This is a genomic window from Kitasatospora sp. GAS1066B, assembly GCF_041262605.1.
Lineage (GTDB): Bacteria > Actinomycetota > Actinomycetes > Streptomycetales > Streptomycetaceae > Kitasatospora.
Genome location: NZ_JBGCCO010000021.1, coordinates 129,570 through 153,094, shown reverse-complemented (window position 1 = coordinate 153,094; position 23,525 = coordinate 129,570). Strand labels below are relative to the sequence as shown.

At 73.9% G+C, this 23,525-nt stretch carries 15 protein-coding genes; 8 read left to right on the top strand and 7 right to left on the bottom strand.

What is annotated here, in order from left to right:
- Nucleotides 1-5 precede the first annotated feature (5 nt).
- From ABH937_RS23770 to ABH937_RS23745, 6 genes are read left to right on the top strand one after another with little or no spacing between them, the layout of a single operon-like run.
- Nucleotides 6-2,681, top strand: coding sequence for a hypothetical protein (locus ABH937_RS23770; protein ID WP_370219387.1), 2,676 nt, complete (start codon nt 6-8; stop codon nt 2,679-2,681).
- Nucleotides 2,678-3,982: a hypothetical protein gene (locus tag ABH937_RS23765; protein WP_370219386.1), complete on the top strand. Its 1,305-nt coding sequence runs from the start codon at nt 2,678-2,680 to the stop codon at nt 3,980-3,982. Before ABH937_RS23770 ends, ABH937_RS23765 begins: the two co-directional genes overlap by 4 nt.
- Nucleotides 3,979-4,482 (top strand): hypothetical protein, encoded by a 504-nt coding sequence (locus tag ABH937_RS23760; protein ID WP_370219385.1) that lies wholly within the window; start codon nt 3,979-3,981, stop codon nt 4,480-4,482. Before ABH937_RS23765 ends, ABH937_RS23760 begins: the two co-directional genes overlap by 4 nt.
- A complete protein-coding gene (locus tag ABH937_RS23755) occupies nt 4,479-5,138 on the top strand; it encodes a 4Fe-4S single cluster domain-containing protein (RefSeq protein ID WP_370219384.1) in 660 nt (219 codons plus the stop codon). The genes ABH937_RS23760 and ABH937_RS23755 overlap by 4 nt, the downstream gene beginning before the upstream one ends.
- Entirely contained in the window at nt 5,135-6,529 is a 1,395-nt protein-coding gene (locus tag ABH937_RS23750) for a hypothetical protein (RefSeq protein ID WP_370219383.1), read from the top strand. The genes ABH937_RS23755 and ABH937_RS23750 overlap by 4 nt, the downstream gene beginning before the upstream one ends.
- Nucleotides 6,526-9,108, top strand: a complete 2,583-nt coding sequence (locus ABH937_RS23745; protein WP_370219382.1) for an AAA family ATPase — start codon at nt 6,526-6,528, stop codon at nt 9,106-9,108. Before ABH937_RS23750 ends, ABH937_RS23745 begins: the two co-directional genes overlap by 4 nt.
- A gap of 25 nt (nt 9,109-9,133) precedes the next feature.
- Here ABH937_RS23745 and ABH937_RS23740 read toward each other — a convergent pair whose 3' ends face one another.
- Nucleotides 9,134-10,114, bottom strand: a complete 981-nt coding sequence (locus tag ABH937_RS23740) for a hypothetical protein (protein WP_370219381.1) — start codon at nt 10,112-10,114, stop codon at nt 9,134-9,136.
- Nucleotides 10,115-10,241: 127 nt separating this feature from the next.
- On the opposite strand from ABH937_RS23740, the gene ABH937_RS23735 reads away from it, so the two are divergent.
- Both ABH937_RS23735 and ABH937_RS23730 read left to right on the top strand, forming a co-directional pair.
- The gene (locus ABH937_RS23735) at nt 10,242-10,571 is read left to right on the top strand and encodes a CU044_2847 family protein (RefSeq protein ID WP_280692742.1); all 330 of its coding nucleotides are present in this window, start codon (nt 10,242-10,244) and stop codon (nt 10,569-10,571) included.
- A gap of 3 nt (nt 10,572-10,574) precedes the next feature.
- Nucleotides 10,575-15,089 carry a tetratricopeptide repeat protein gene (locus ABH937_RS23730; RefSeq protein WP_370219380.1) on the top strand — a complete coding sequence of 1,505 codons (4,515 nt, stop codon included), beginning with the start codon at nt 10,575-10,577 and terminating at the stop codon, nt 15,087-15,089.
- Nucleotides 15,090-15,119: 30 nt separating this feature from the next.
- Here the strand turns inward: ABH937_RS23730 and ABH937_RS23725 are convergent, their stop codons facing one another.
- The 6 genes from ABH937_RS23725 to ABH937_RS23700 form a co-directional block, all read right to left on the bottom strand.
- On the bottom strand, nt 15,120-17,102 hold the full coding sequence (locus ABH937_RS23725) for a potassium transporter Kup (protein WP_280692746.1): 1,983 nt from the start codon (nt 17,100-17,102) through the stop codon (nt 15,120-15,122).
- A gap of 152 nt (nt 17,103-17,254) precedes the next feature.
- Nucleotides 17,255-18,760: a cytosine permease gene (locus ABH937_RS23720; protein ID WP_370219379.1), complete on the bottom strand. Its 1,506-nt coding sequence runs from the start codon at nt 18,758-18,760 to the stop codon at nt 17,255-17,257.
- A 263-nt stretch (nt 18,761-19,023) separates the two neighbouring features.
- Nucleotides 19,024-20,049, bottom strand: coding sequence for a 3-oxoacyl-ACP synthase III family protein (locus ABH937_RS23715; protein WP_370219378.1), 1,026 nt, complete (start codon nt 20,047-20,049; stop codon nt 19,024-19,026).
- Nucleotides 20,046-20,726, bottom strand: coding sequence for an SRPBCC family protein (locus ABH937_RS23710; RefSeq protein ID WP_370219377.1), 681 nt, complete (start codon nt 20,724-20,726; stop codon nt 20,046-20,048). The genes ABH937_RS23715 and ABH937_RS23710 overlap by 4 nt, the downstream gene beginning before the upstream one ends.
- Nucleotides 20,698-22,413: a thiamine pyrophosphate-binding protein gene (locus ABH937_RS23705; protein ID WP_370219376.1), complete on the bottom strand. Its 1,716-nt coding sequence runs from the start codon at nt 22,411-22,413 to the stop codon at nt 20,698-20,700. Before ABH937_RS23705 ends, ABH937_RS23710 begins: the two co-directional genes overlap by 29 nt.
- Entirely contained in the window at nt 22,410-23,426 is a 1,017-nt protein-coding gene (locus tag ABH937_RS23700) for a GlxA family transcriptional regulator (RefSeq protein ID WP_280692756.1), read from the bottom strand. The genes ABH937_RS23705 and ABH937_RS23700 overlap by 4 nt, the downstream gene beginning before the upstream one ends.
- Nucleotides 23,427-23,525: the final 99 nt, after the last annotated feature.

Below are 23,525 nucleotides of genomic sequence, written 5' to 3'. Positions count from 1 at the left end.
CCGGCATGCGGCGCCCGGGAGCCGAACCCCTCAGCGCGCAGTGGGCCGTACTCGGCAAGCGCGCCGGCGAGACGATGGGCTACGAGGTGCTCGGCGGCAGCCTGCCCCAGGCGCGCGCCGGACGCTGGCTGTGGGGCGCGCAGACCGGAACACCGGCCGTGCGCCGGGGCGGTGGGCCCGACGAGCTGCCCTGGCGGGTGTTCCTCAGCGGGGTGGACGGGGAGCAGACGGCCGCCTGCGCCGTGGTGGAGCACAGCTGGGACGGCAGCCTGGACGGGACGGGGGCGCCGATCATCACCTCGCGGCTGCTGCTCCTGGACTGGGCCCAGGCCAGCGGCGCGCGGATCACCTGGAGCGGTCTGGCCGACGCGGCGGCGGCCGTGCGCTGGCCGCGGCATCAGCAGGACGCGCCGCCGCTGGAGCCGGCGGCGGCGCCCGCCGATGCCGAGGCGCTCGCGGCGGCGGTGGAGGACCTGGGCTTCGACTGGGCGGCCACCGTCGCAGCGCTGCTGCTCGACGGCCACCTCGTGGTCGTCACACCGACCGGCCGCCCGCTGCCCCCGCCCGACGAGCGGGTGTGGCTGGTGGACGCGATCGCTTCGCTGCTGCCCTACGGCTGCCGCTGCTGGCTCAGCGCGGCCACCTGGAGCGGACTGACGGACCATCAGCTAACGCTCTCCTTCGCGGAGTCCGCCCGCTCCGCACAGACCGAGGTCCGCTACGGCGAGCCCGCGCCCGAACTCGCGCCGGACGCGGGCGCCGGCCGGTACCTGGCCGAGCTGCGCCGCCTGCGCCGCAAGGGCTTCGCCACCGTCGACCTGGTCCGGCACCTGCTGGGCGCGACCACGCCGCTCAAGTGGCGCGACGGCGCCGGCGCGTTCCGCGCGCTGCGCGAGGTGGACCTGGTCGACTCCGTCGTCGCCGAGGTCGAGGCGGGCCGTGGCCGCGTCGAGGACGTGGGCCGGGTGCTCGCGCTGCCGGACGCGGCCGGGCTGGACGCGGACCGGGCGGGCGTCCTGTTCCGCTTCCTCGGCCGCGCGGCCGGCGCCGGCGGCGGGGACGGGCGCGTCCTGGAGCTGCTGCGCCGGCACTGGCGGCCGGAGCTCCCGCGCTGGCTGGCCACGGACGTCCTCGCCGAGTCCGCCGCCGGGCCCGCGCAGGACCGGGCGATGGCCGCTCTCGAGCTGGTCCGGGAGCTGCGCGGGCCCGGCTCACCGGAGTTCGCGAGCCTGCTCGGCGCCCTGGTGGACCCGGCGTCAACGGCCGGGCCGCAGCTCGCCTGGGGCGGCGCGTTGGCCTGGCGGGCCCAGCAGGCCTTCGGCGCGCAGGCGGCGAGCGCCGACCGCGTCCTGGTCGAGCACCCGGAGCTCGGCCGTGCCTGGGCGCAGGTCGCCCTCGACCACGGCGCGTTCGACCAGGCGGTGCTGGGCCGCCTGCTGGCAGCGGCCCAGCTGCTGCCGCTACGGCAGAGCACCGGCTGGCTCCGCTACGCCGCCTACCTCAGCGGCCGGTGGACGCGGGACGAGCTGTCACCCGGCGACGCCGAGGACTTCGCGCGCGTGGGGGTCGGTCATCTGTGGCGCCAGATCCTCGCGCTGGCGGCCGCGAACCACCGTCCGGCGGCGCTCCAGGATCTCTGGCCGCTGTTCTGGGTGGTCGCCCTGAGCGTGGACGGGCCCGAACTCGCCGATCACCTGGGGAGGTTGGCCCCACTCGGTGGGGAATCGGAGCGGCCCGGCGAGGACATCGCCCGCTCGGCCGACCTCGACCTGATCCGGTTGATCGCAGGGCGGGGCCGGGTCGGCACACCGCTGGCCGCGCTGGAGCAGCAGCTCGCCCGGGAGCGGCGGGCCGCGGCGACGAACCCGCCGCACCGCACGAGCCCGGATCCGGCCGATGCCGCCTGGACGGACCGTTACGCCCGGGCGCTGGCAGGGCGGTTGGCCACCCTCGCCGACCAGATCGCGGCCACCGTGGTCAACGCCCTGCTGGGCGATCGGCCCGACCCGGGCCGGTGGCGGGTGCTGGAGCCACTGCTGGCCCGGCAGGCCCGTGTCGAGCGCGCGCTGGTCGCCGCGCTGGCCGGACGGCTGCGGACCGGCGATCGCGGCTGGCTCACGCTCGGCCTTCCGCCACGGGTCCTGGCCGCGCTGACCGCGCTGCCCGAACTGCGCTGGATCGACGCGATCGCGATCGCCACCGGCCTGCCGCACGGCCGACCCGAGCCCGAGCGGCTCGGCGAGGTGCTGGTCGACACGGCCGGGGCCGGACCGCTGCCGCAGGCGCTGGCCGGCGAGCTGCTCCCCCTCCTGGCGGGCTGGTCGGCGCCGCAGGTGGACCGGCTGGCCCAGGTGCTGTGGCGGCGCGCCCCGCACCTCGCCACCGATCTCTACCGGCAGATCGCCGGCCGCCGGGACACCGCGCTGCTGCGCGACGAGCTGCTGCGCTGCTCCGAGGGTGAGTTGCGGCGCCTGGAGACGGCCCTTTCGGTGCTCGGCCACGGCTCCCGGCAGCAGCTGCCGGGAGCCGGCGCACCGCAGGCGTGGCCGCCGCCGCAGTTGCCGCCCGCGGTGCCGCCGGCGTCCGGCGGACGGGGGTCCGGTGCAGCGGAGTCCCATGCACCGGAGGGCGGTCGGCGGTGGCGACTGCCGGGCCGGAAACGGACGGAGGGGGAGGGGTGAGCCTCGCCGTCGACGTCGGAACCCGCTTCGTGCGGCTCGCGCACCTGGACACCGCGGGGCGTCCCGTCCTGGCCGACCTGGCGGGGGCCGTGCCGGGTGAGGGCCTGCCGGTGGCGCCGGGCCAGGCCGGTGGCCAGGTGCTGGCCGCCGGCTGCGCGGCGTTCCGCGACCGCTTCGGGGTTCCGGAGTCGGTCGTGCTGCTCTGTCCGGACTCGGCGCGAGCGGAGTGCTCCCGCACGATCGCCGAGGTCTTCGGGTCGGCCCGCAGCGCTCTCCCTCGGCTGCGACCGTTGCACCCGGCGGCGGCCGCGCTCGCCCTGCTGCGCCACGACGGTCAGGAGCCGGTGGGGAGTTGGGCCCTGTGCGAGCTCGGCGCGGCGGCGGTGGCGGTCACCGTGTGCGCCGCCACGCCGCACGGTCTCGCGCTGCTGGGGGCCGTCCGGCGGGCCCCGTCCGGCGGGTTCGGCGCGGCGTTCGACGACGCCCTGGTCGGCGCCGGTCCGGGCGGCGCCGACGCGGCGTCGCTGGAGGCGCTGCGGTACGCGCGCCGCGTCCCCGGCTTCGCCGAGCGCCTCGACCTCGCGGTCGGTCGCGCCGAGCGGAACCCGACGCGGTACGACGACACGCCCGTGCTGTGGGTCGGCGCCCTGGAGGTGCCGGCCGGGACGGTACGGCGCGCGCTGGTTCCGCTGCGGGAGCAGCTGCGACAGGCCCTGGCCGAGGCAACCGCCGACGCCACCACCGACGCCCCGCCGGTCGTCGTGGTGGGAGGCATGGCCCGGCTGCCGGCCGTGCGGCGGCTGGTGGGCGATCCGGGGCGGCTGGTCGAGCTGCCCGGCGGGACGGACCCCGCGCTGGCCGCCGTCCTCGGTGCGGCCCTGGTCGCCGCGGGCCGGGTCGACCCCGCGGACCGCTACCCCTACACCGTCGTGGTCGGCACCCGCCGGGTGCGCCACGGCCGTTTGGCCGCAGCGGAGTTGACGCTCTGTCCGGCCGGCTCCCTGATCCCCGAGGCGCCCGCGGTCTTCGCCGCCGAGGGCGGGCGACGGGTCGCGGTGGGCGGCGCCGGGCAGGCACCCCGGGAGGTGGAGGTCTGGGTGCGCGGCGTGGACGGCGGGCCGTCCGTGCGGGTCGGCTCGGCGCGGTTGCCCGCCAGCGCACCGGAGGAGCGGTTCCATGTCGGCGTTGCGCTGGCCCTCGACGGCCGGGCCCGCCTCGTGCTGCGGCCACTCGGCGGCGGCGCACCACACGAATACCCGCTCGGCCGACTGCCGGGCGTCCTCGAGGAAGTGCGGTCATGAACCAGAGAAACCACCGTTTCGACCCGGCCGAGCGGTTGGCCCGCCGGCTCCGCCACCAGCCCGTGGCCCTGGGGTTCGCCGCCCTTCTCGTGCTGGCGCTGGTGCTCGCGCTGGCGCTCGGCGCCCTGGTCGGCGTCCTGCTGCTCGTCCTGGTGCTGGTCGCGTTCGGCTGGCTGTGCGCGGAGCGGCCTGCACTCGGCGGACAGCTCTTCGTCGAACCGGCCTTCGGCGGGCAGGCTCCGGAGTGCGTCCTGCTGACCGGCCGCAGCGTCCTGCTGAGCCCCCGGCTCGGCGGGGCCGGTCGGGTGCACGGCCGACGCCGGTGGGTCGGCGGCCGGTTCGAGGTCTCGCTGAGGATCCGCTACAGCCCGGACGGTTCCGCCGCCCGGGCGAGCGCGGTGACCTGCGCCCCCGGCAGCCGCGTGGTGGTGGGTGGGACGGCCTTCCGCTACGACGAGTACCCGGCCGACAGCGTCGGCCGGGACGGGTGGCCGCGGTGAGCGGGGCGGGGTCGCTGGTCAACGTGGCCGCGACGAGGGTCGGCACCCGGGCGATCGGTCCGGGACTGCGGTCCGTGGTCTGGGTGCAGGGCTGTCCGTTCACCTGTCGGGGCTGCATGTCGCCGGACTGGATCCCGGACCGGCCCGCCCGCCTGGTCGCCCCGGGGGAGTTGGCCGCCGAACTGCTCGCCGACGCGCGGGTGACCGGCCTGACCCTGTCCGGCGGCGAGCCCATGGCGCAGGCCGCCGCGCTCGCCGAGACGGTGGCCCGGGCGCGGGCCGAGCGCGACCTCTCGGTGCTCTGCTTCACGGGCTACCGCCTGGAGCGGCTGCGCCGGGACCCGCCCGACCCTGGCGTGGCCCGACTGCTGGCCTGCGTGGACGTCCTGGTGGACGGCCAGTACATCGCGGAGCTGAACGACGGACGAGGGCTGCGCGGCAGCCGCAACCAGCGGGTGCACCGGCTCGACTCCCGGGCGGGGGAGGAGGAGTACGACTTCGAGGACCGTCCGCGCAGCGCCGAGATCGCCCTCGAGGGGCCGTCGGCCCTGCTGGTGGGCGTACCTCCGCCCGGGCTGCTGGACGCCTTCGACGCCGCGGTCGACGCGGTCAGGACCCGGCTGAGCCGCAACGCCATGGAAGGGAACGGGACATGAGCGGTAGGAAGCGCATCCAGGTGGACGAGTCGGCCTGGTACCGGCTGCTGCGCAGCGCCGAGCAGTTGCGGGAGGTCCGCCGCGACCTCCCGAAGCTGGTGGAGGACGTGCGCCGGCAGGCCCGGGTCGACGTGGAGCGCGGCTTCGCGGACCTGCGGCGCCGGCAGCAGCGCAGCGAGGAGAGCGTCCAGCGGCTCAGCGAGCAGACCCGCACCCTGGAGGCCGAGACCAACCAGCGCCTCCAGCAGCAGGCCGCCGACCTGCAGCGGCGTCTGGCGGACGGGGTCGGCGAGCTGCGCGCCGAGACCCGGGCGGCACTCGACGCCCAGCAGCGGGCCATGGCGTCCGCACTCGCCGCGGAACGCCGCGAACGGATCGCGCAGAGCACCGAGTTGACGCAGCGAATCGACGAGCTGACCCAGGACCGGGCCCTGGCCGAGGAGCTGTCCCGCGCCTGGCTCGCGGACGCGGACACGATGGCGGCGCTGATCGCCGAAACCCTGCCGCACGAGCGGTACGCGCCGGGTGAGTTGGCGGCGGTCCTGACCCGGCTGGCGCAGGCCCGCGGCAACCACGAACTCGGCCGCTACGACGCGGCGCTGGCTGTCTCCCAGGACGGCTACCACACGCTCGGCGAGCTGCGGGTCAAGGTCGAGCAGGAGGACCTGGCCCGCAGGTCGTGGCAGTCGGCCGCGGTGCAGGCAGTGGCGCTGGTGGAGCTGCTGATCGAGGAGAACGCCGAGCGGTCGGTGCTGGGGCCCGACCAGCGCGAGATCCCGGGTGTCGTGCTCGACGTCGACTACTGGTCGGGCGGCGGGCTCGCCGAACTTCGCCGGCTGGCCGGTGCGGCGCTGCGGCGGGCCCGGGACGAGGCCACCTCCGCGCAGGCCCTGCAACGGATCTGCGAGGAGGAGGCGCCGATGTTCGAGGCCCAGCTGAGCGACGCCGTCCAGCGGGCCGGCCTGAGCCAGCTCGCCTCGCAGGTCCGGGTCAGTCTGGCCGACGAGGTGGCGCAGGTGCTGGCCGAGACCGCCTTCTACAGCCTCGTCGACGCCGAGTTCGCCGACACCGACCAGCGCGGCGCCTTCTTCGCCAAGCTGCGTCACGAGAACGGCAGCGAGATCGTGCTCGACATCGAGCGCGCCGAGCCGGACTCGGGCGGCGTCGTGCTGCGGGTGGTCTCCCTGGACCACGACACCGAGTCGGAGGCCGACCGGCGCAGCCGCGCCGAGGCGATCCAGCGGGCCCTCGCCGAGCACGGCCACCAGGTGCACGCCCCCCTGGCCGAACTCCCGCCCGAGCCCGAGCCGTTGGCGGTCGGCGAGGACCGGTACGACCTGGCGGCCCACCGCAGGCGCGGGGAGCGGTCCGAAGGGTCCACCCGCCCGTGACCAGGTCGGCCGAGCAGGCACCCCGGCCTGGCGGGCGCGGCCGGGCGGAGCAGCACGGGGAGCGCTTCCATGACCTGCGGCTGCGCACCGACGAGCCGTTCACCGTGCTGTACGGCCCGGGTGTGGACGACATCTTCGTCGACCCGGACTACCGGGTGCGCGGGCTGGAGGAGGTGCTGTGGCGGCTGCTGCGCGCGGCGGGCTACCAGCGGATCGTCTACTCCTCGCTGAGCCGGCCGCTCTACTTCCGCGACGCCGACTCCCGCCGGCGCAGCCGCCCCGGCGAGGAGGGCCGGGGCGCGCAGGGCCGGGCCGAGGGTCCCGGCGAGCTGATGCGCAATCCGAGGCTGAGCGGCCCGCTCGGGCGGCTGCGGTTGGGCGCGGACGCCGCAGCGACGCCCGCCGCCGCGGCCCCGTCCCCGCGCTCGGTGGCGGACCCCTTCGCGGTGATGACGCATCACGGATACCTGCGGCAGCGCGCAGTGCGCAGCGCGGTGGTCTACACCCAGGCGGCGGAGATCCTGCGGCACCACCAGGCCTCCCGCCAACTGGCCGGTGCCCTGGCCGACCAGGCGCAGGACCGCCTCGGCAGCAACCGCTGGATCTTCGTCTTCCGGCAGGCGACCCTGGGCGAGGTCGAGCGCCTGGTGGCCGGTCAGGGTTCCTACCCGGCGCTCAGCGGCTTTCTGCGCGCCCAGATCGAGCAGCCGGCGCTCGGCGGCGCCTTCCGGATCGGCCTCCCGGAGGACGCGGAACTGAACCGCCTGGTACAGCAGTTGCGCCTGCAGGAGGGGCTGCGGGTGGGAGACTGGCGGGAACTGGAACCGGTGCTGCGCTCCTTCGCGGGGCGCCCGCAGCGGGCCTCCGCCTGGCGCGAGGGGTTGCGCGGGCTCATCGCCGAGGCGACCGCGCTCGACCGGCGCGCGGTCCTGGAGCGGGGCTTGGCCACCTCGGTGACGCCGCACGACGACAGCCCCTGGACGCGGCTGGACGCCATGCCCGGCCTGGAGCCGGTCAAGCAGCACCTGCGGGCGCTGCGGGCCCAGGCCGAGGCCGCCCGGGGGCTGCGCGCCCGGGGCGTGATTTCGCGCGACCCCGGGGCCCACCATCTGCTGTTCGCCGGCAACCCCGGGACCGGAAAGACCACCGTCGCCCGCCTGGTGGGTGAGATCTTCCGCGATCTCGGCCTGCTGCGCCGCGGCCACCTGGTGGAGGCCAAGGCCCCGGACCTCGTCGCCGGCTTCGTGGGCCAGACGGCGGAGCGGACCAACGCGTTGATCGACCGGGCGCTGGACGGCGTGCTCTTCATCGACGAGGCCTACACCCTGAGCGACCAGCAGCACGGCTTCGGCGCCGAGGCGATCACCGCGCTGGTCCAGCGAATGGAGAACGACCGCGATCGGCTCGTGGTGGTGCTGGCCGGCTACCCCGCCAAGATGGCGGAGTTCTTCGGCACCAACCCGGGCCTGAAGGACCGGAACGCGGCCTGGCTCGACTTTCCCGACTACGACCCCGAGACGCTGCACACCATCCTGCTCGGGCTGCTGGCCGACCGCGGCCTGCGCCCGGACGAGGCCGCGGTCGACCGGTTGCGGGTGGTCCTCGCCGGGATGCACCGGGTCCGCACCGCGGACTTCGGCAACGCCCGTGCCGTGCGGAAGTTGGCCGACGCGCTGTTCGCCGCCTGGGCGGAGCGGGTGGGCGAGGAGCTCGGCCGGCCGCTGCTCCCCGAGGACCTCCCCACGGAGTACCAGGACTACCTGCCGCGCCCGGCGCCGACCGCCGCCGACCTGCTGGCCGAGCTGGACCACCTGGTGGGGCTGCCGCAGGTACGGGAGTTCCTGACCGGGCTGGCCGACGTGGTGGCGCTCCGTCAGGCCCGGGGCCTGGAGCTCGCCCAGCCGCCGCACCTGCTCTTCCTCGGGCCGCCCGGGACCGGGAAGACCACGGTGGCCCGCCTGGTCGGACGGCTCCTGCACAGCCTCGGGCTGCTGCACTCCGACAAGGTGGTCGAGGTGACCCGCGCCGAGCTGGTGGCCCAGTACGTCGGCCAGACCGCGCCGAAGACCCAGGAGGCCGTCCGCTCCGCCCTGGACGGCGTGCTCTTCATCGACGAGGCGTACAGCCTCGCCGGCGGCCCGGGCGGCCAGGACTTCGGGAAGGAGGCGATCGACACGCTGGTCCGGGAGATGCAGCAGTACCCCGGGCGGCTGGTGGTGATCGCCGCCGGCTACCCGCGCGAGATGCGCGAGTTCCTGGCCGCCAACAGCGGCCTGGCCTCCCGCTTCACCCAGACGCTGCCGTTCGACCACTACCCGACCGCCGACCTGGTGGAGATCCTGCGTCGCAAGGCCGAGGCGCAGCGCTACCTGCTGTCGGCGGAGGCGGCCCAGCGCGCGGCGGCGTGGTTCGAGGTCCGGCGCGCCGCGCAACCGCGGGACTTCGGGAACGCACGCGCGGTGGCGGGCCTGCTCCAGGCGATGGAGCTCCGCCTGGCCCGGCGACTGCGCGGACCCGGGGAACAGGAGCCCATGACGGGTCAGGTCGCCTTCACCGCCGAGGACGTGCCGCCGCCGTGACGGCGGGCGGGCAGCGGTGAGACTGTCAGGGCGTCGCCCAGGACACGGCCGCGTGCGCCTGGGCGTCCGCCGCCTCCCGCCGGTCCAGCAGGTCGCGTAGGACGGCATCCACTCGTTGCAGCCTGGCCTCCAGATAGTCGGCCAGCGCTTCGGCCTCCGCCACGGCCGACCGCTCGGCGGCGACGGTGGGCCCGGACGCGGCGGCGGGCGCCGGCTCCTCCGCGGCAGCGGCGCCGGCCAGCGCCCTGGCCAGCTCCGCGTCGGCCCGCGCGTGCAGTTGCAGCGCGGCGAGCTGTTCGCCGCGCCGGGCGCGCAGTTCGGTGAGCCGCTCCCGGGCCCGGGCCAGCCGCTTCGCCCCCTCGTCGAAGTCCTGCTGCTCGGCGGTTAGTTCGGCCTCGGCGCGGTCGGCCAGCTCCAGCGTCTGACGGGTCTGCGGCGACAGCACCGCCGCCTGCTCGCCGGACAGCCGCAGCAGCCGCTCGGCGCCGATCCGCAGGGCGTCCTCGACGCCCGCGTCCTTGCCGCGCAACTGCAACAGCCTGGCGGTGATGGCCTCCTGCTGCTCGCCGAGGCCGTCCAGGGCCGCGACGATCCGCTCCAGCCGACGCAACTCGTCCACCTGGCGGCGTAGTTCTCCATGCTCGGCCAGCCGCCGTCGCAGCTCCTCCTCCCGGCCCGCCAGCTCGGTCAGCGCGTCGCGCTCGTCGGCGAGCAGCCGCCCGGCCTGCGCCATACGGTCCGTCAGTTCGCGGACGCCTTGCCGGAGGCCGGCGCCGGCCCGGGCGGCGTCGAGCAGCCCGGGCACCACGTCGGGGAGCCCGGCGCCCGCGCTCAGGGCGTCGTCGAGCGCGTAGAGCGCTGCCAGCGCCGTGGTCCCGCCGGGGCCCGCCTCCAGGGTGCGCAGCTCGGCACAGGCCCAGGTCAGCGCCGCGCACAGGACGTCGAGCGAGGCCGTGGCGCCACCGCCGTCGAGCGCCTGCCGGATCTCCCGCCTGATCTCTTCCACGCCACCCCCGGGGCCGGGCCGATCATCTCTGCGCCTCATGTTATCGACGCAAAAACCCCCGGCGCCGCCGCGGGCGCGGATATCCTGACGGCGGCCGATCGGCGAGCCACGTCAACCAGGGGGATTCGTGAGTGAGCTGCTGCGCTTCCAGGGCCCGCAGGGGACCTCCCTGGTGGTGGAGGTCGACGACGACTCCCCGGGGATCGAGCTGGTCTCGCGCACGGACCAGGGGATCGCCGAAGCGGCACACCGGCTCGACGAGGCGCTCGCCGCCAGCCGCCCCACCCTGGAATCCGTGCTGGACTCGCTCCGCCACCTCAAGCCCGAACAGATCGAGGTCTCCTTCGGCATCAAGCTGAACGCGGAGGCGGGGGTGGTCATCGCCAAGACCGCCGCCGAAGGCCACTTCGACGTCACGCTCAGCTGGCGGGCCACCGGGTCGGCGGCGGAGAGCTGAGCCGTGGCGTTCGATCCGGCTCGCCCGCCCTGGTTCGCCGGCATCCGGCCGGCCGGCGGGCAGGTGCCGGAGGGGTGCGGGATGCTGCTCTCCGACCGGCTGGTGCTCACCTGCGCCCACGTGGTCGACCCGGCGAACCCCGTCGAACCCCCGACCGGGCCCGTGCACGTCCACTTCCCCTTCCTGGCCGAACACGAGCCGATCCCGGCCCTGGTGGTCCCCGGCGGCTGGCACCCGCGGCGGGACTGGTCGGGCGACGTCGCGGTGCTGGAGCTGAGCCGGCCCGCGCCGCCCGGGGCCGAGCCCGCGCCGCTGCGCCGCACCGACGTCGACGTGTTCGGCCACACCTTCCGCTGCTACGGCTTCCCCAGGGGCCACGAGAGCGGCGGCGTGCCGATCCGGGGCGAGATCGTCGGCTACGCCGAGATCGACTGGCTGCAGCTGGAGTCGACCACGCCGACCGGTTGGACGACCGAACCCGGCTTCTCCGGCGGTCCGGTGTGGAACAACACCCTGCGCGGGGTGGTCGGCATGGTCGCCGCGCGCCAGAAGCCGGAGAAGGCCGACCGCCGGGTGGGCTTCGCCAAGTCGCTGGACTCGATCGGCCGACTCTGGCCCGCGCTGGGCCCGTTCGTCCACGACATCACCGCGCAGGAGCACCGCGAGCGGCTCGGGCGGCTGCTGGCCGTGCCGCTCGCCGCCGGGGAACTGCCCCGGCTGGCCGAGGTCGACCCGCACGACCTCGGGGTCAGCGAGTCCAAGTACACCGCCACCGGCTACGAGCCGTACGTGGCACGGCCGTCGGCCGACCGCGCGGTGGACGCGGCGCTGGCGGCCGGCGGCTTCGTGCTGGTCACCGGCCGCGCCAAGGCCGGCAAGTCGCGCACCCTGCACGAGCGCCTGAGCCGCACCCACGGCGGAGCCCGGCTGGTCGTCCCGCGGCGCGATCGGAACGCGCTGGAGGACCTGACCCGCGCGGGCCTGCCGCAGACGCCCGAGCCCGTCGTCGTCTGGCTCGACGACCTGCACCACTACCTGCTCTCCGGTGCGTTGGACGCCCGCGCGCTGGTCCTGCTGCTCCAGCAGGTCCCGTCCTGTCTGGTGGTCGGCACGCTCACCTACCGGCACCAGGACGAACTGCGCGCCCTGGACGACGAGGTCGGCCGCGCCGCGCGCGAAGTGCTGCGCCGGGCCACGGTGGTGACGCTGGATCACACCCTGGCCGAGGACGAGCGGCGGGAGGCCGCGCGGCTCTACCCGCAGGAGGACTTCTCGGTGCGCGGCATCGGCGAGATGCTGGTGGCCGCGCCCGCCCTGGAGGTCCGCTTCGACGCGGGCCCCGAGAGCTGCCCCGAAGGCTGGCTGCTGGTCAAGGCCGCCGCCGACTGGTCGCGGATGGGCGCGCCGACCCCGCTCGACGAGCAGACCCTGCGCGAACTCTTCGACGAGTACCGGCGGTGGACCACCGAGCTGGACCTGGAGCCGGGCGAGGCGCCGTTCCACGACGGGCTCGGCTGGGCACGCGACCGCGCGCAGGCGGGGATCGCCCTGCTGGGCCGGGCCACCGACGCGTCAGGGCGGCCGGGCTACGCGGCCTTCCCCTATCTGGCCGAGTACCTGGACGCCGTCGGCGGTGTCCCGGCGCAGGTCCCCGACTTCGCCTGGGCCTACGCCGCCCGCACGCTGTCCGGCACCGACCTGCTGACGCTCGCGCAGGCCGCCATCGTGCGCGACCGGGAGGAGACCGCCGCGGAGCTGCTCGCCGGCATCGTCGACCAGGGCGCGGAGGACGTCCGCGCGGTCGCCGCCCTGATGCTCAGCATCATCCGCCTCTACCAGCGGAAGTTCACCGAGGCCGAGGAACTGCTGCGGCAGCCGGCGGCCTCGGGGCTGGAGAATGTCGCCGAGCTGGCCCAGGCCGAGCTGGCCGGGCTGCTCTCGGCGCGCGGGCAGTACGAGACGGCGCGGGACCTGCTGGAGCGCGCGGTCGCCGCGCAGGATCCGCAGGTCTCGCTGATCGCCCAGGTCGGGCTGGCCGGCGTGCTGTTGCAACTGGGCGAGGCCGAGCAGGTCGAGCGCCTGCTGGCGGCCGTGCTGGCGTACGGGGTGGAGGAGGTCGGCCCGCGCGCCACGGCCCGGCTCGGCCGGCTGCTGGTCGGTGAGGGCAGTACGGCCGCGGTCGCCCCGCTCGGCATGGGCGGGCCGGAGGACGGCAAGCAGGTCCCCGCGCGGCGGCCGATGGGCGGCGGGGGCGAGCCGGCCGACCAGCCGTGGACGCTGTCCCGGGCGGTCGGCGCCTCGGCGAGCTCCTCCATCACCGGTATCGCCCGGGCCCGGCTGGTCGGGGTGCTGGTCCATCAGGGCGAACTGGACCGGGCCGAGGAGCTGTTGCGGTCCGTGCTGGCGGACGGCGATCCGCTGGCCCGGCCGATCGCCCAGGCCTCACTGGGCGAGCTGCTGATCGTGCGCGGCCGCTACCAGGAGGCGGCGGAGCTGTTGGAGGTGGCCGTCCGCACTGCGGGGCCGCTGAGCGTGGACGCGGCTCAGTTCGCCCTGGGCATCGCCTGGCTCCTCCTGGGTCGGCTGGACGACGGGCTGGCGCTGTTGCGGCAGGTCGTCGACGCGGGCCACCCCAACTGGGGGCCCGAGGCGATGGCCCACCTCGGCCACTGGTGCGGGTCCGCCGGGAGGACCGAGGAGGCCGACCACTGGCTGCGGCGGTCCGTGGCGAGCGGCCACCCGGTGTGGGCCCGGATGGGACAGGTGGGGCTCGCCTTCCTGCTGGCCGGCGCGGAGCAGCAGGAGGAGGCGCGCCGCCTGCTGACGGAGGTGGCCGCGTCGGACCAGCGCGGGCTGGCGCCCTGGGCGGCCTGCCTGCTGGGCAACCTGCTGCTGCGGATGGGACGGCCGGACGAGGCCGTGGACGCCTACCGGAGGGCGATCGTGTTCGGGCGCCACGAGTGGTCCCTGGCGGCCCGGATCAACCTCGCCCTGCTGCTCGCCAACCCCGACGTCGCGGCTCAGCAGGGTGGCGCGGCGCACGGTGGCGCGGCGTTCGACGGTGCGGCGTTCGACGGTGCCGCGCTCGGCGGCGCCGAGGAGGCCGCCGAGTTGCTGGCGGAGGTCGCCGGGTCATCGCACGCCGATCTCGGTCCCCAGGCCGCGGACCTGCTCGGCGACCTCCTGGTGCGCGAGGCGCGCCCGGACGAGGCCGAGCGTGCCTACCGGCTGGCGATCGACTCGGGGCACCCCGCCTGGGCCCTGGCCGCCCGGATCGACCTGGCCCTGCTCCTGGTGAACCTGGAGCGGTTCGACGAGTCCGAGGTCCTGCTGCGCGAACTGATCGCCTCGGAGCACCCGGTGGCGGCCGGTACCGGCATGGCGTTCCTCGGCATCCTGTTGCTCCAGACAGGTCGATGGGAGGAAGGCCGGGCCCATCTGGTGACCGCCGTGGGCACCGCCACCGGAACGGCGCTCCAGCTGGCCCGCTTCCACCTGGCCAAGCGCCTGATCGCGGAGCAGGAGCCGGACCAGGCCGCCGAGTTGCTGCGCGAGGTGATCGCGGACGAACCCTCGGAGGCGACCGAGGCCGCCCGGGCCACGCTCGGTGTGCTGCTCAGGCAGCGCGGGGAGGAGGACCAGGCCCTCCAAGTGATCGCCGGCGCGGCGGAGTCCGAGGACCCGGAGGCCACGATGCTGGCCTTCGTCGATGCCGGTGAGCACCTGCTCGAGGTCGGTGAGCTGCAGTCCGCGATCGAACTGCTGGAGGCGGCACGGCAGCTTCCCGGGACGGCGAGCGCGCCCCGGGCGGCCGCGCTGCTGGGCGTCGCCCGGCGGGCGCTCAACCAGTTCGCCGAGGCGCGGGCGCTACTGACCGAGGCGCTCGACTCCGGCGACGCGTCGCTCGAACCGATGGTCCGCCGCTACCTGGGCAGCACCCTGTTCCGGCTGGGCGAGTACGCGCGGGCTGAGCAGGTGCTGCTACCGGTGGCCCACGAGGAGGGCAACGGGCACCGGCCGGGGGCACTGCTGCTGCTGGCACAGATCCTCGACACCATGCCGGGACGGCAGGAGGAGGCCCGCACCTGGTTCGAGGCGGCGAGCGACTGCGGAGATCCCGAGATCGAGCGCCGGGCCCGCTTCGACCACGCACTGCAGCTGCAGCGGCTGGGCCACCGGGAACGGGCCCGGGAAATCCTCGCCACGCTGGGCGCGGACGACGCGGACGACGCGGACGACGCGGACAGCGCTGGCGGACCGGACGGCGCTGACCGCCTGGCGGCGGCGGGTGAGCCGGCCGCCGCCGTTCCGCCGGCGCGGACGACGGCAGCAGCGGCAGCAACGGCCGCCGCCGCGGTCGTGCCGGCCCGTCGCGCCGGTGCAGCGGAGCAGGACGGTGCCGGGTCCGCCCGCTCCGCCGGCCTGCCGCCGGCGGTGCTGCTCCTGCTCGCGCAGCTCGCCGAGGCCGAGGCGGACCCGCTCGAGGCGGCGTTCTGGCGCGCCCGCGCCGGCGGGTGACGGGGGCGGCCGGACCGACCTGGCCTTCGCCTACACCGAGACCTGGGCGCCCATGATGACGCACCGGTCACTGGGCAGCCCGAAGTACGCGACGGGGCTGCTCGAGTTGTTGGCGAGCGTCAGGAAGAGCCGCTTGCGCCACCGGCGCATGCCCGGCGCGGCGGTCCTGACGATCGTCATGCGCGACAGGAAGTACGACACCTCGTCCACCCGCAGCCCGTGGATCTGGCCCGCGTCGGGGTGCTGCGAGGCGAGCCGCAGGACCTGCGGGATGTTCGGCTCGTCCATGAAACCGAAGCGCGCGGTGAGGTGCGTGATGCCGTCATCGCTGTGGCCGAGGTCGTCGAAGACGCACCGCTCCGTCTCGGGGATGTGCGGCACCCGTTCCACCACGGCCGACAGGATGACCACGTTCTTGTGCAGGGTGTGGTTGTGCTCGACGTTGGCGCGCAGCGCCAGCGGGGTGGTCTCGATGTTGGCGTTGAGGAACACCGCGGTGCCGTCGACCCGGTGCACCGGCGGGTCCATCGCGTCGACCTCGTCGACGAACACGCGCAACGGGCCTTCCAGCGCCGTCCGGTTCGGGGTGACGATCTGCCGTCCCCGCTGCCAGGTGATCAGGATCGTGAAGACCGTGAAGGCGACCAGCAGCGGCAGCCAGCCGCCGTGCACGACCTTGGTGAGGTTGGCCGCGAAGAACGCGATCTCGGTCGTCAGGAACACGACGGCGCCGAGCGCGACCAGCCAGACCGGCTTGCGCATCATGACGCGGGCCACGGCCAGGAAGAGGACGGTGTTGAGCACGAAGGTGGCGGTGACCGCGACGCCGTACGCGGAGGCGAGCGAGGCGGAGGAACCGAAGCCCACCACCAGCGCCACGACCGCGCCGAACAGACCCCAGTTGATCACCGGCGCGTAGACCTGGCCGACCTCGTGCTCCGAGGTGTGCCGGATCGTGAGGTGGGGGAGGACGCCGAGCTGCACCGCCTGGCGGGTGACGCTGAACGCGCCGGAGATGACCGCCTGCGAGGCGATGACGGTGGCGATGGTCGCCAGGATCACCATCGGGAACTGCGCCCAGCCGGGCATCAGCAGGAAGAACGGGTTCGAGATCGCCGACGGCGAGCGCAGGATGAGCGAGCCCTGGCCGAGGTAGTTGAGCGTCAGCGTCGGAAAGACCAGGAAGAACCAGGCGCGGTGGATCGGCGACCGGCCGAAGTGGCCCATGTCCGCGTAGAGCGCCTCGGCACCGGTCACGGCCAGCACGACCGAGGCCAGCGCCACGAACGCGACCAGCCCGTGGTCCACGATGAAGCTCAGGCCGTACACCGGCGACAGCGCCTTGAAGATCGCGGGGTGGCGCACCACCTCGGCCCCGCCGACGACGCCCAGGATGAGGAACCACACGGTCATGATCGGGCCGAACAGGTTGCCCACCAGGTTGGTGCCGTAGCGCTGGATCGCGAAGAGCAGCACCAGCACCGCGATCGTGACCGGGATCACGAAGCTGCTCAGACCCGGAGCCGAGACCTTCAGCCCCTCGACGGCCGACAGCACCGAGATCGCCGGCGTGATCATGCCGTCGCCGTAGAACAGCGACGCCCCGAAGATCCCGAGCGCCACCAGGATCACCTTGGTGCGCACGGACTTGAAGTCGAGCTTCTGGACCAGGGCGGTGAGTGCCATGATCCCGCCCTCGCCGCCGTTGTCGGCGCGCAGGATGAAGGTCACGTACTTGACCGACACGATCAGGGTGATGGCCCAGAACACCAGGGAGATGACCCCGTACACCTCGTCCGGCGCCGTCCCGACCGCGCCGTTGTCGGCGGTGAACACGGTCTGGATGGCATACAGCGGACTGGTGCCGATGTCGCCGAAGACGACGCCCAGCGCGCCGAGGGTCAGGGCGGCCATGGCCGGGCGGTGGTGGCCGGGTCTGTTGCCGTCGGGCGCGTCGCCGGGTGCAGGGGCGGTCGGGCCGACGGGCGCGCTCTTAGCGAGTTCGATACGCATGATGAAGGAAGATCATACGGATGCCGCAATCGGGCGAGGGGGTGCCCCCGGTGCTCGTCCGCGAACGCCGGCCGCCCGGCCGCTGGCTCGGGTGAGCCGGCGGCCGGGCGGTCGGCGACGAGACGTCGCGTGCGCGCGTTCGCTCGTTCGTGTCAGACGGTGACGCGCTCGGTCTGCTCAGTCCGCTCGGCCGGTGCGGCCTGTGCGGCCTGGAGACCGGTGGTCTCCCCGGTGGTGGTGGAGGTGTTCTCCCGAGGCGTGGGGAGCACGGCCATGATCACACCGGAGATCACGATGGTCGCGGCCCAGGCGAGCCCGTACTTGCCGATGGGAGTACCGGAGAACGGGCCGGCGAACCAGTCGCACTTGGTGAAGGCGAGCCCGATCAGCAGCGAGAGCACCCAGGACACCATCGCCTGCCAGCAGAAGCCGCCCCGGTACCAGTACCGGCTGCTCCGGCTGGTGTCCATCAGCGCGGCGGCGTCGTAACGCACCGCACGCGACCGGCGCCGGAACATGTCCACGGCGTAGACGCCGATCCAGGCCGAGAAGGAGACGGCGAGCAGGATCAGGAAGGTGATGAAGGAGCCCAGGAAGCTCTTGGCGACCAGCATCAGCATCAGGCCGCCGACCAGCGAGATCACGGCGTTGATGCTGACGGCCATGGCGCGCGGCAGCTTGACGCCCATGGTCTGGGCGGTGAAGCCGGCCGAGTACATCGAGAGGCTGTTGATCAGCAGCATGCCCACGATCGCGGTCAGCAGGTACGGCACGGCCAGCCAGGTCGGCAGCAGGTCACCGAGGAAGGAGACCGGGTCCGCGGCCTGCGCCAGACCGGGCGAGGCCACCGCCATCACGGCACCCATCAGCACCATCGGCACCATCACCAGGCCGGCGCCGGAGACCGTCACGCCGACGATCTTCTTCCCGGAGGCGGCGTGCGGCAGGTAGCGGGCGAAGTCCGGGCCGGTGGGGACCCAGCTGATGCCGCCGGCGGCGATGGTCCCGATGCCGGCGATCATCATCGCGGTGGTGCCCGCGGGCTTGGAGAAGACCTCGCTCCAGTGCATGTGCACGATCAGGTAGCCCAGCACCAGGACGCTGAAGACGCCGAAGAGGTAGGTCGACCAGGTGTTGCAGACGTTCAGCGCCTTCCGGCCCATGCCGGAGACCAGGAACGTACAGGCGACGAAGAGGAAGAGCGTGATGACGATCAGCGCGGTGTTGCTCTTGACGCCGAAGAGCAGGTCGAGAACGGTCAGCACGGCGTAGGCACCGGTGACGGCGTTGATCGTCTCCCAGCCGAACCGCGCGACCCAGAGGATCGCGCCGGGGAAGAGGTTGCCGCGCACGCCGAAGGTGGCCCGCGAGAGCGTGGCACCCGGCGCCCCGCCCCACTTTCCGGAGACCGACAGCACGCCGACCATCCCGAAGGAGGCGAGTGCGGCGCACGCCGCGACGATCAGGACCTGCCAGAAGTTCAACTGGTTGAACACCACCAGGGCCGCACCCATGGTGAGAAGCAGCACGCTGATGTTCGCCGCGACCCAGGTCGGGAAGAGCTCGCGGACTCTGCCGCGCCGCTCGTGGTCCGGGACAGGTTCGATACCGCGCGTCTCTATCGCGCCGTCGGTGTCGGCGGTGGACAGATTGTCCATGAGGGTGGCTCCGGGCGTGTGAAGCGGGAGATACATCGGACATGTGGAACATTTGTGGAACTCTTCGCGCGTAGCACGCGGTTCGAGCCATCCTACTGTGTTCCAGATGTGACCTGATTGATGCCATTACCGCCCGGGGGTACCGGTAGATGCGGATATCGGCGCGCGTCGGGCGGCTGGGGAGGGCCGGGCTTGGCCACTCTGTCCTGGTCCGAGCGAGCGGGCGGGCGGGCGAGCGGGCGACAGCGGCCCGGACGGGAGGCCTAGGAGGCGGTGCGGCCGCCGCCCCAGCGGATCGCCGCCGCACCGGCGTAGTCGCCCGCGTGCGCGAAGCCGCCGAGCACCACCAGGTCGCCGTCGGCGACCTGTCCCGAACGGATGGCGCGGTCCAGGGTGATCGGGATCGCCGCGCCGAACATGTTTCCGCAGCTGTCGAAGGTGTCAGGATGCCGATCCGCCGGCAGTCCCAGTGCCTCCCGCCAGTTCTGCAGGAAGGTGCGGTTGGGCTGGTTGGTCACCAGCAGGTCGATCCCGGTGGTGGCGACACCGAGCCGTCGGCACAGTTCCGCGACGACCTCCGGCACCAGGCGGTTGCCACGCTCCAGGACCTTGGCGATGCCGGACTCGGTGAAGCCGATCCGCAGTTGGGAGGTGCCGGGCTCCCAGTACTTGCGACCGTCGTCCAGCACGGCGGTCATGTCGCCGCCGTAGTCAGCGATGTGACGGGTCGTCACGTCCAGCACCGGTGAGGACCCCGAGGTGGTCAGGTAGCCCACCCCGCAGCCGTCTCCGGGGATCGCGGCCTGGGCCAGCCGGCGGACGTCGGACTGGGTGAACAGCTGGCCGGCGGCGCTCTGTGCGTTGCAGATCAGTGCGGTCCTGGCATCGGTGGTGGTGAGGATCTGCCGGGCCAGTTCGAGCATGTGGACGAAGGAGGCGCAACCGGCGTTGGCCACGTCGATCAGCCACTGCGGCTTCAGTCCCAGCCGGCGGGCCACCTCGGTCCCGGCGCCCACGAACGGCGTGTCCGGCAGCTGACTGTGCATCAGCAGGACGTCCACGGAACGGATCTCCTCCGGCCCGTGCCGCTCGATGAGCGGCTGCACCGCGCGCTCGACCATGTCCACGTTGGTCTCGCCCACGGCCACGTGGTGCCGCCGTGGGGGGACCCTGAACATGGGGTTGTCGCGAAGCTTGTCCTCGGCGCCGGGGTACTCGGTGTAGAACTCGGCGGGGACGGGCTCGCCCGGCAGATAGCCGGCGACATCGGTGAGGCTGACCGTGGTCACCGCACCACCGCCGCGCGCGGGGAGGTGCTGACCGGCAGCCCGCTGCGGTGGCGGTGTTCCAGGATCGCCTTGAGGTTCGCCATCTCCACCGTGTGGCCGGCGTAGAACAGGTCCCAGTAGTCGCCCACCCACGGCCGGTCCGCGCGCGGCGCCAGGTCGGGGTGGGGGTTCTCGTCGTAGTAGGGGTGCCGGCAGTTGGTCCAGGTGATCACCGAGCCCGGCTTGTCGAACACCAGCTGGGCGGGCACCACCCGCATCAGGTAGACCATCCAGAGCTTGTCGCCCTGGTCCCAGGCGCAGTGGAAGTCCACGGTCATGGCCTCCGGATGGGTCTCCACCTTGCAGAAGATCCGGGTCTGCTCCTCCAGCCGGTCGTTGCCGACCCAGAGCCCGGGAGTGCCGGTGGGGACGAAGTTCCGCAGGCTGAACGTCCATTCCTCCAGGTGGTGACCCTGCCTCAGGTACTCGTAGGCCTGCTCCGGCGGGCAGTCGACGTACTCCTGGATCGTGCAGTACTTCCCGTAGACCTCCTCGTGCGGGTAGGCGGGCCGGGTCAACTCCGCGCAGCGGGAGACCAGTTGTTCCAGGTCGGTGTTCTCGACCCTGGTCAGGCCGGGGATGTCGGCCAGCTCAGCCGACTCAGCCGATTCAGCCGACATGGACGGGTCCGCGCTCATGAGTGGTCTCCTCGTTCTCGGCCGGCTCGCGGCCGGCGATGGTCAGGAAGGGCAGGAACGGTGGTATCTCGGTAGGGTCGAAATCCAGCGCGACGAACGCGGGACCGCTGCCCGCGTTGCTCCGCAGCAGCGCCTGCCGCAGGTGCGGGCCGTCCTCGGCCCGGGTCACGTCCAGGCCGGGGAACATGGCTGCCACGCCCGCGGCGATGTCGGTGGGACGGAACAGGTTGCTGGGGTGTGGGGCCCCGAGGAACAGCTGTTCCCGGGTGGCGCACATGGCATGGGCGTTGTTGTTGAAGATCACGAAGGTGACGGGTGCGGCGTGCTCGACCGCGGTGTGGACCTCCATGCCGTGCATGAAGAACGCTCCGTCACCGGCGAGCACGTACGTGCGCTGCCCGGTGGCGAGCGCGGCGCCGATCCCGGCACCGAAGGTGTAGCCCATGCCGCCCATGCCGACGGCCACCACGAAGCGGCCGTGGCGCGGGGCCGGGAGCAGGTGGATCGCGCTGGCCCCGGCGTTTCCGGCGTCCACGAAGACGTGCGCTTCGGGGGGCAGCGCGGCCTCGATCGCGGCCACCGCCGAGGCGTAGGAGGTGGCGCCACTGCGCGGGGTCGGCGGCGTCGATGGCGTCGGCAGGGGAGCGGGGCCGGCATGGTCGGGAGCCGGCCGCGGACCGGGGTCGAGCCGGCCGGCCACCATCCGCAGCGTGTCCCGCAGTTCACCGCGCAGGGAGATCCCGGGCACGAACGGTGGCTCAGGATCGATGCAGATCAACGGTGTCCCGGCCAGTGCCGGCTCCAGACCGGCGCGGGCCATGGCCGGCAGCCGGGTCCCCACCAGGAGGCAGACATCGGCCCGCCACAGGCAGTCCGGCACGTTCTGATGCCCCATCACCCCGGCCACCCCCGCGAACCGGGCGTCGTGGTTGTCGAACACGTCCTTGGCATCGGGGGTGACCGCCACCCAGGCGCCCAGGCGGCGCGCCAGCTCGGCCAGTTCCGCCCGCGCGCCGGCCGAGGCCACGCCCTCGCCGGCGACGATCAGGACGCGCCGCGCGGCACGAAGCACGCCGACCGCGTGGGCCCGGGCCCGGGGCTCCGTGCGTGCGGCCGGGACGGCCGGCGCCGGTATCGGCTCCCTGGCCTCGACCAGTGCCTGCTGTACGTCCTTGGGCAGCAGGAGCACCGCCGGCCCCTTGGGATCGCGCTGCGCTGCCGCGACCGCCCGCGCCAGCAGCTCCGGGATCGAGTCCGCGTCATCGACCCGGGCGCAGAACCGCGTCACGGGTGCGAACAGCTCCCGCGCGTCGAAGGAGCCCGCCTTGCCGCTGGAATCCTGGAACGCCCCGCGCCCCTCCAACTCGGTGGGCGGCAGTCCCACGAACGCCAGCACCGGCACCCGGGAGGCATACGCCTCCGCCAGCCCCGGCACCAGATTCACCGCTCCGCCCCCCGAGGTGGCCGCGACGACGCCCAGGCGCCCGGTGGCCCGGGCGTGCCCGTCCGCCATGGTGGCGGCGGAGAACTCGTGCTTGGCCACGACGGTGCGGATCGCGTCGCCCGTGGCGTGCAGGGCGTCGTACAGGTCCTCGATGTTCGCGCCACCCACGCCGAACACGTGCCTGACGCCGGCCTTGGCCAACTCCCGCGCCAGGTAGTCGACGAGCCGGACCTTGGCAGTCAATCGGAGCTCCTCTCCGCCAGGTCGGGCCGCACGACGAGGCCGGACGGCGAGATGGTCTGGAAGCGTCGGCGGTATTCGTTCGGGGTCAGTTCCAAGGACCGACCGAAGGAGCGGAAGAACGTCTCCGGCGCCGGGAACCCGCAGCGGCGGGCGATCTGGGTGACGGGCAACTCGGTGGTCTCCAGCAGCTTGCGGGCCCGGGCGATGCGCATCTGCTCGATGTACTGGCCGGGGGGCGTACCCACCTCGCGCCGGAACACCCGGGCGAAGTTCCGCAGGCTCATGTTGGCGCGCTCGGCGATCTCCGGTAGCGGCAGCGGCTGCTCGAGGCGCTCGAGGATCCACTCCTGCGCGGCGCGAATCGGTGCGCGATCGGCGAGTTGGGCCTCCAGGATCGCGCTGAACTGCGGCTGCCCGCCGTTCCGCTTGAAGAAGAGGACCAGGTACCGCGCCACCTCCAGCGCGAACGCCGCGCCGTGGTCGGCCTCCACCAGGGAGAGGGCCATGTCGATCCCCGTGGACACCCCGGCCGAGGTCACGAACCGGCCGTCCCAGACGAAGATCGGTTCGTGATCCACCGTCACATCCGGGTAGCGCCGGGCCATTTCCTCGCAGAAGGCCCAGTGGGTGGTGGCCCGCCGCCCCTTCAACAGGCCCGCCTCGGCCAGCAGGAACGCCCCACCGCAGACGGAGGCGACCCGGCGCGACCGGGCGGCCGCCCGGCCGATCCACGAGACCAACTCCCGGTCCGCCAGCGCGTCCTTGAGACTCCAGCCGCCAGGGACCAGGAGGGTGTCGATCGGGCCGTCCGCGTGGTCGAGCGGCTCGGCTGCGATCACCATGCCCGAGCAGGTCCGCACGAGCGGCGCGTCGGCGGAGACGACCTCGATCCGATAGCGGACACCCGTCTCGGCGAGCCGACGGTTCACGGTGTCGAACACCTCGATCGGCCCTGCCACGTCCAGTGCCTGGGCCCCGGAATAGATCACCACCACCACGCGTCGCTGATGCACGATCACAGCCTGTATCCGGCACGGGGCGGCGGCAATGACGGCCTACTGACGAATTCGGCCATGCGCGGTGGCCGGGGAGCGGCGAACCGCTACTGACCA

Excerpts from the sequence above, each read along its gene's own strand:
- ABH937_RS23750 (WP_370219383.1), top strand. The coding sequence starts at position 5,135 with ATGAGCGGTAGGAAGCGCATCCAGGTGGACGAGTCGGCCTGGTACCGG.
- ABH937_RS23725 (WP_280692746.1), bottom strand. The coding sequence starts at position 17,102 with ATGCGTATCGAACTCGCTAAGAGCGCGCCCGTCGGCCCGACCGCCCCT.
- ABH937_RS23770 (WP_370219387.1), top strand. The coding sequence starts at position 6 with ATGCGGCGCCCGGGAGCCGAACCCCTCAGCGCGCAGTGGGCCGTACTC.
- ABH937_RS23710 (WP_370219377.1), bottom strand. The coding sequence starts at position 20,726 with ATGAGCGCGGACCCGTCCATGTCGGCTGAATCGGCTGAGTCGGCTGAG.
- ABH937_RS23760 (WP_370219385.1), top strand. The coding sequence starts at position 3,979 with ATGAACCAGAGAAACCACCGTTTCGACCCGGCCGAGCGGTTGGCCCGC.
- ABH937_RS23720 (WP_370219379.1), bottom strand. The coding sequence starts at position 18,760 with ATGGACAATCTGTCCACCGCCGACACCGACGGCGCGATAGAGACGCGC.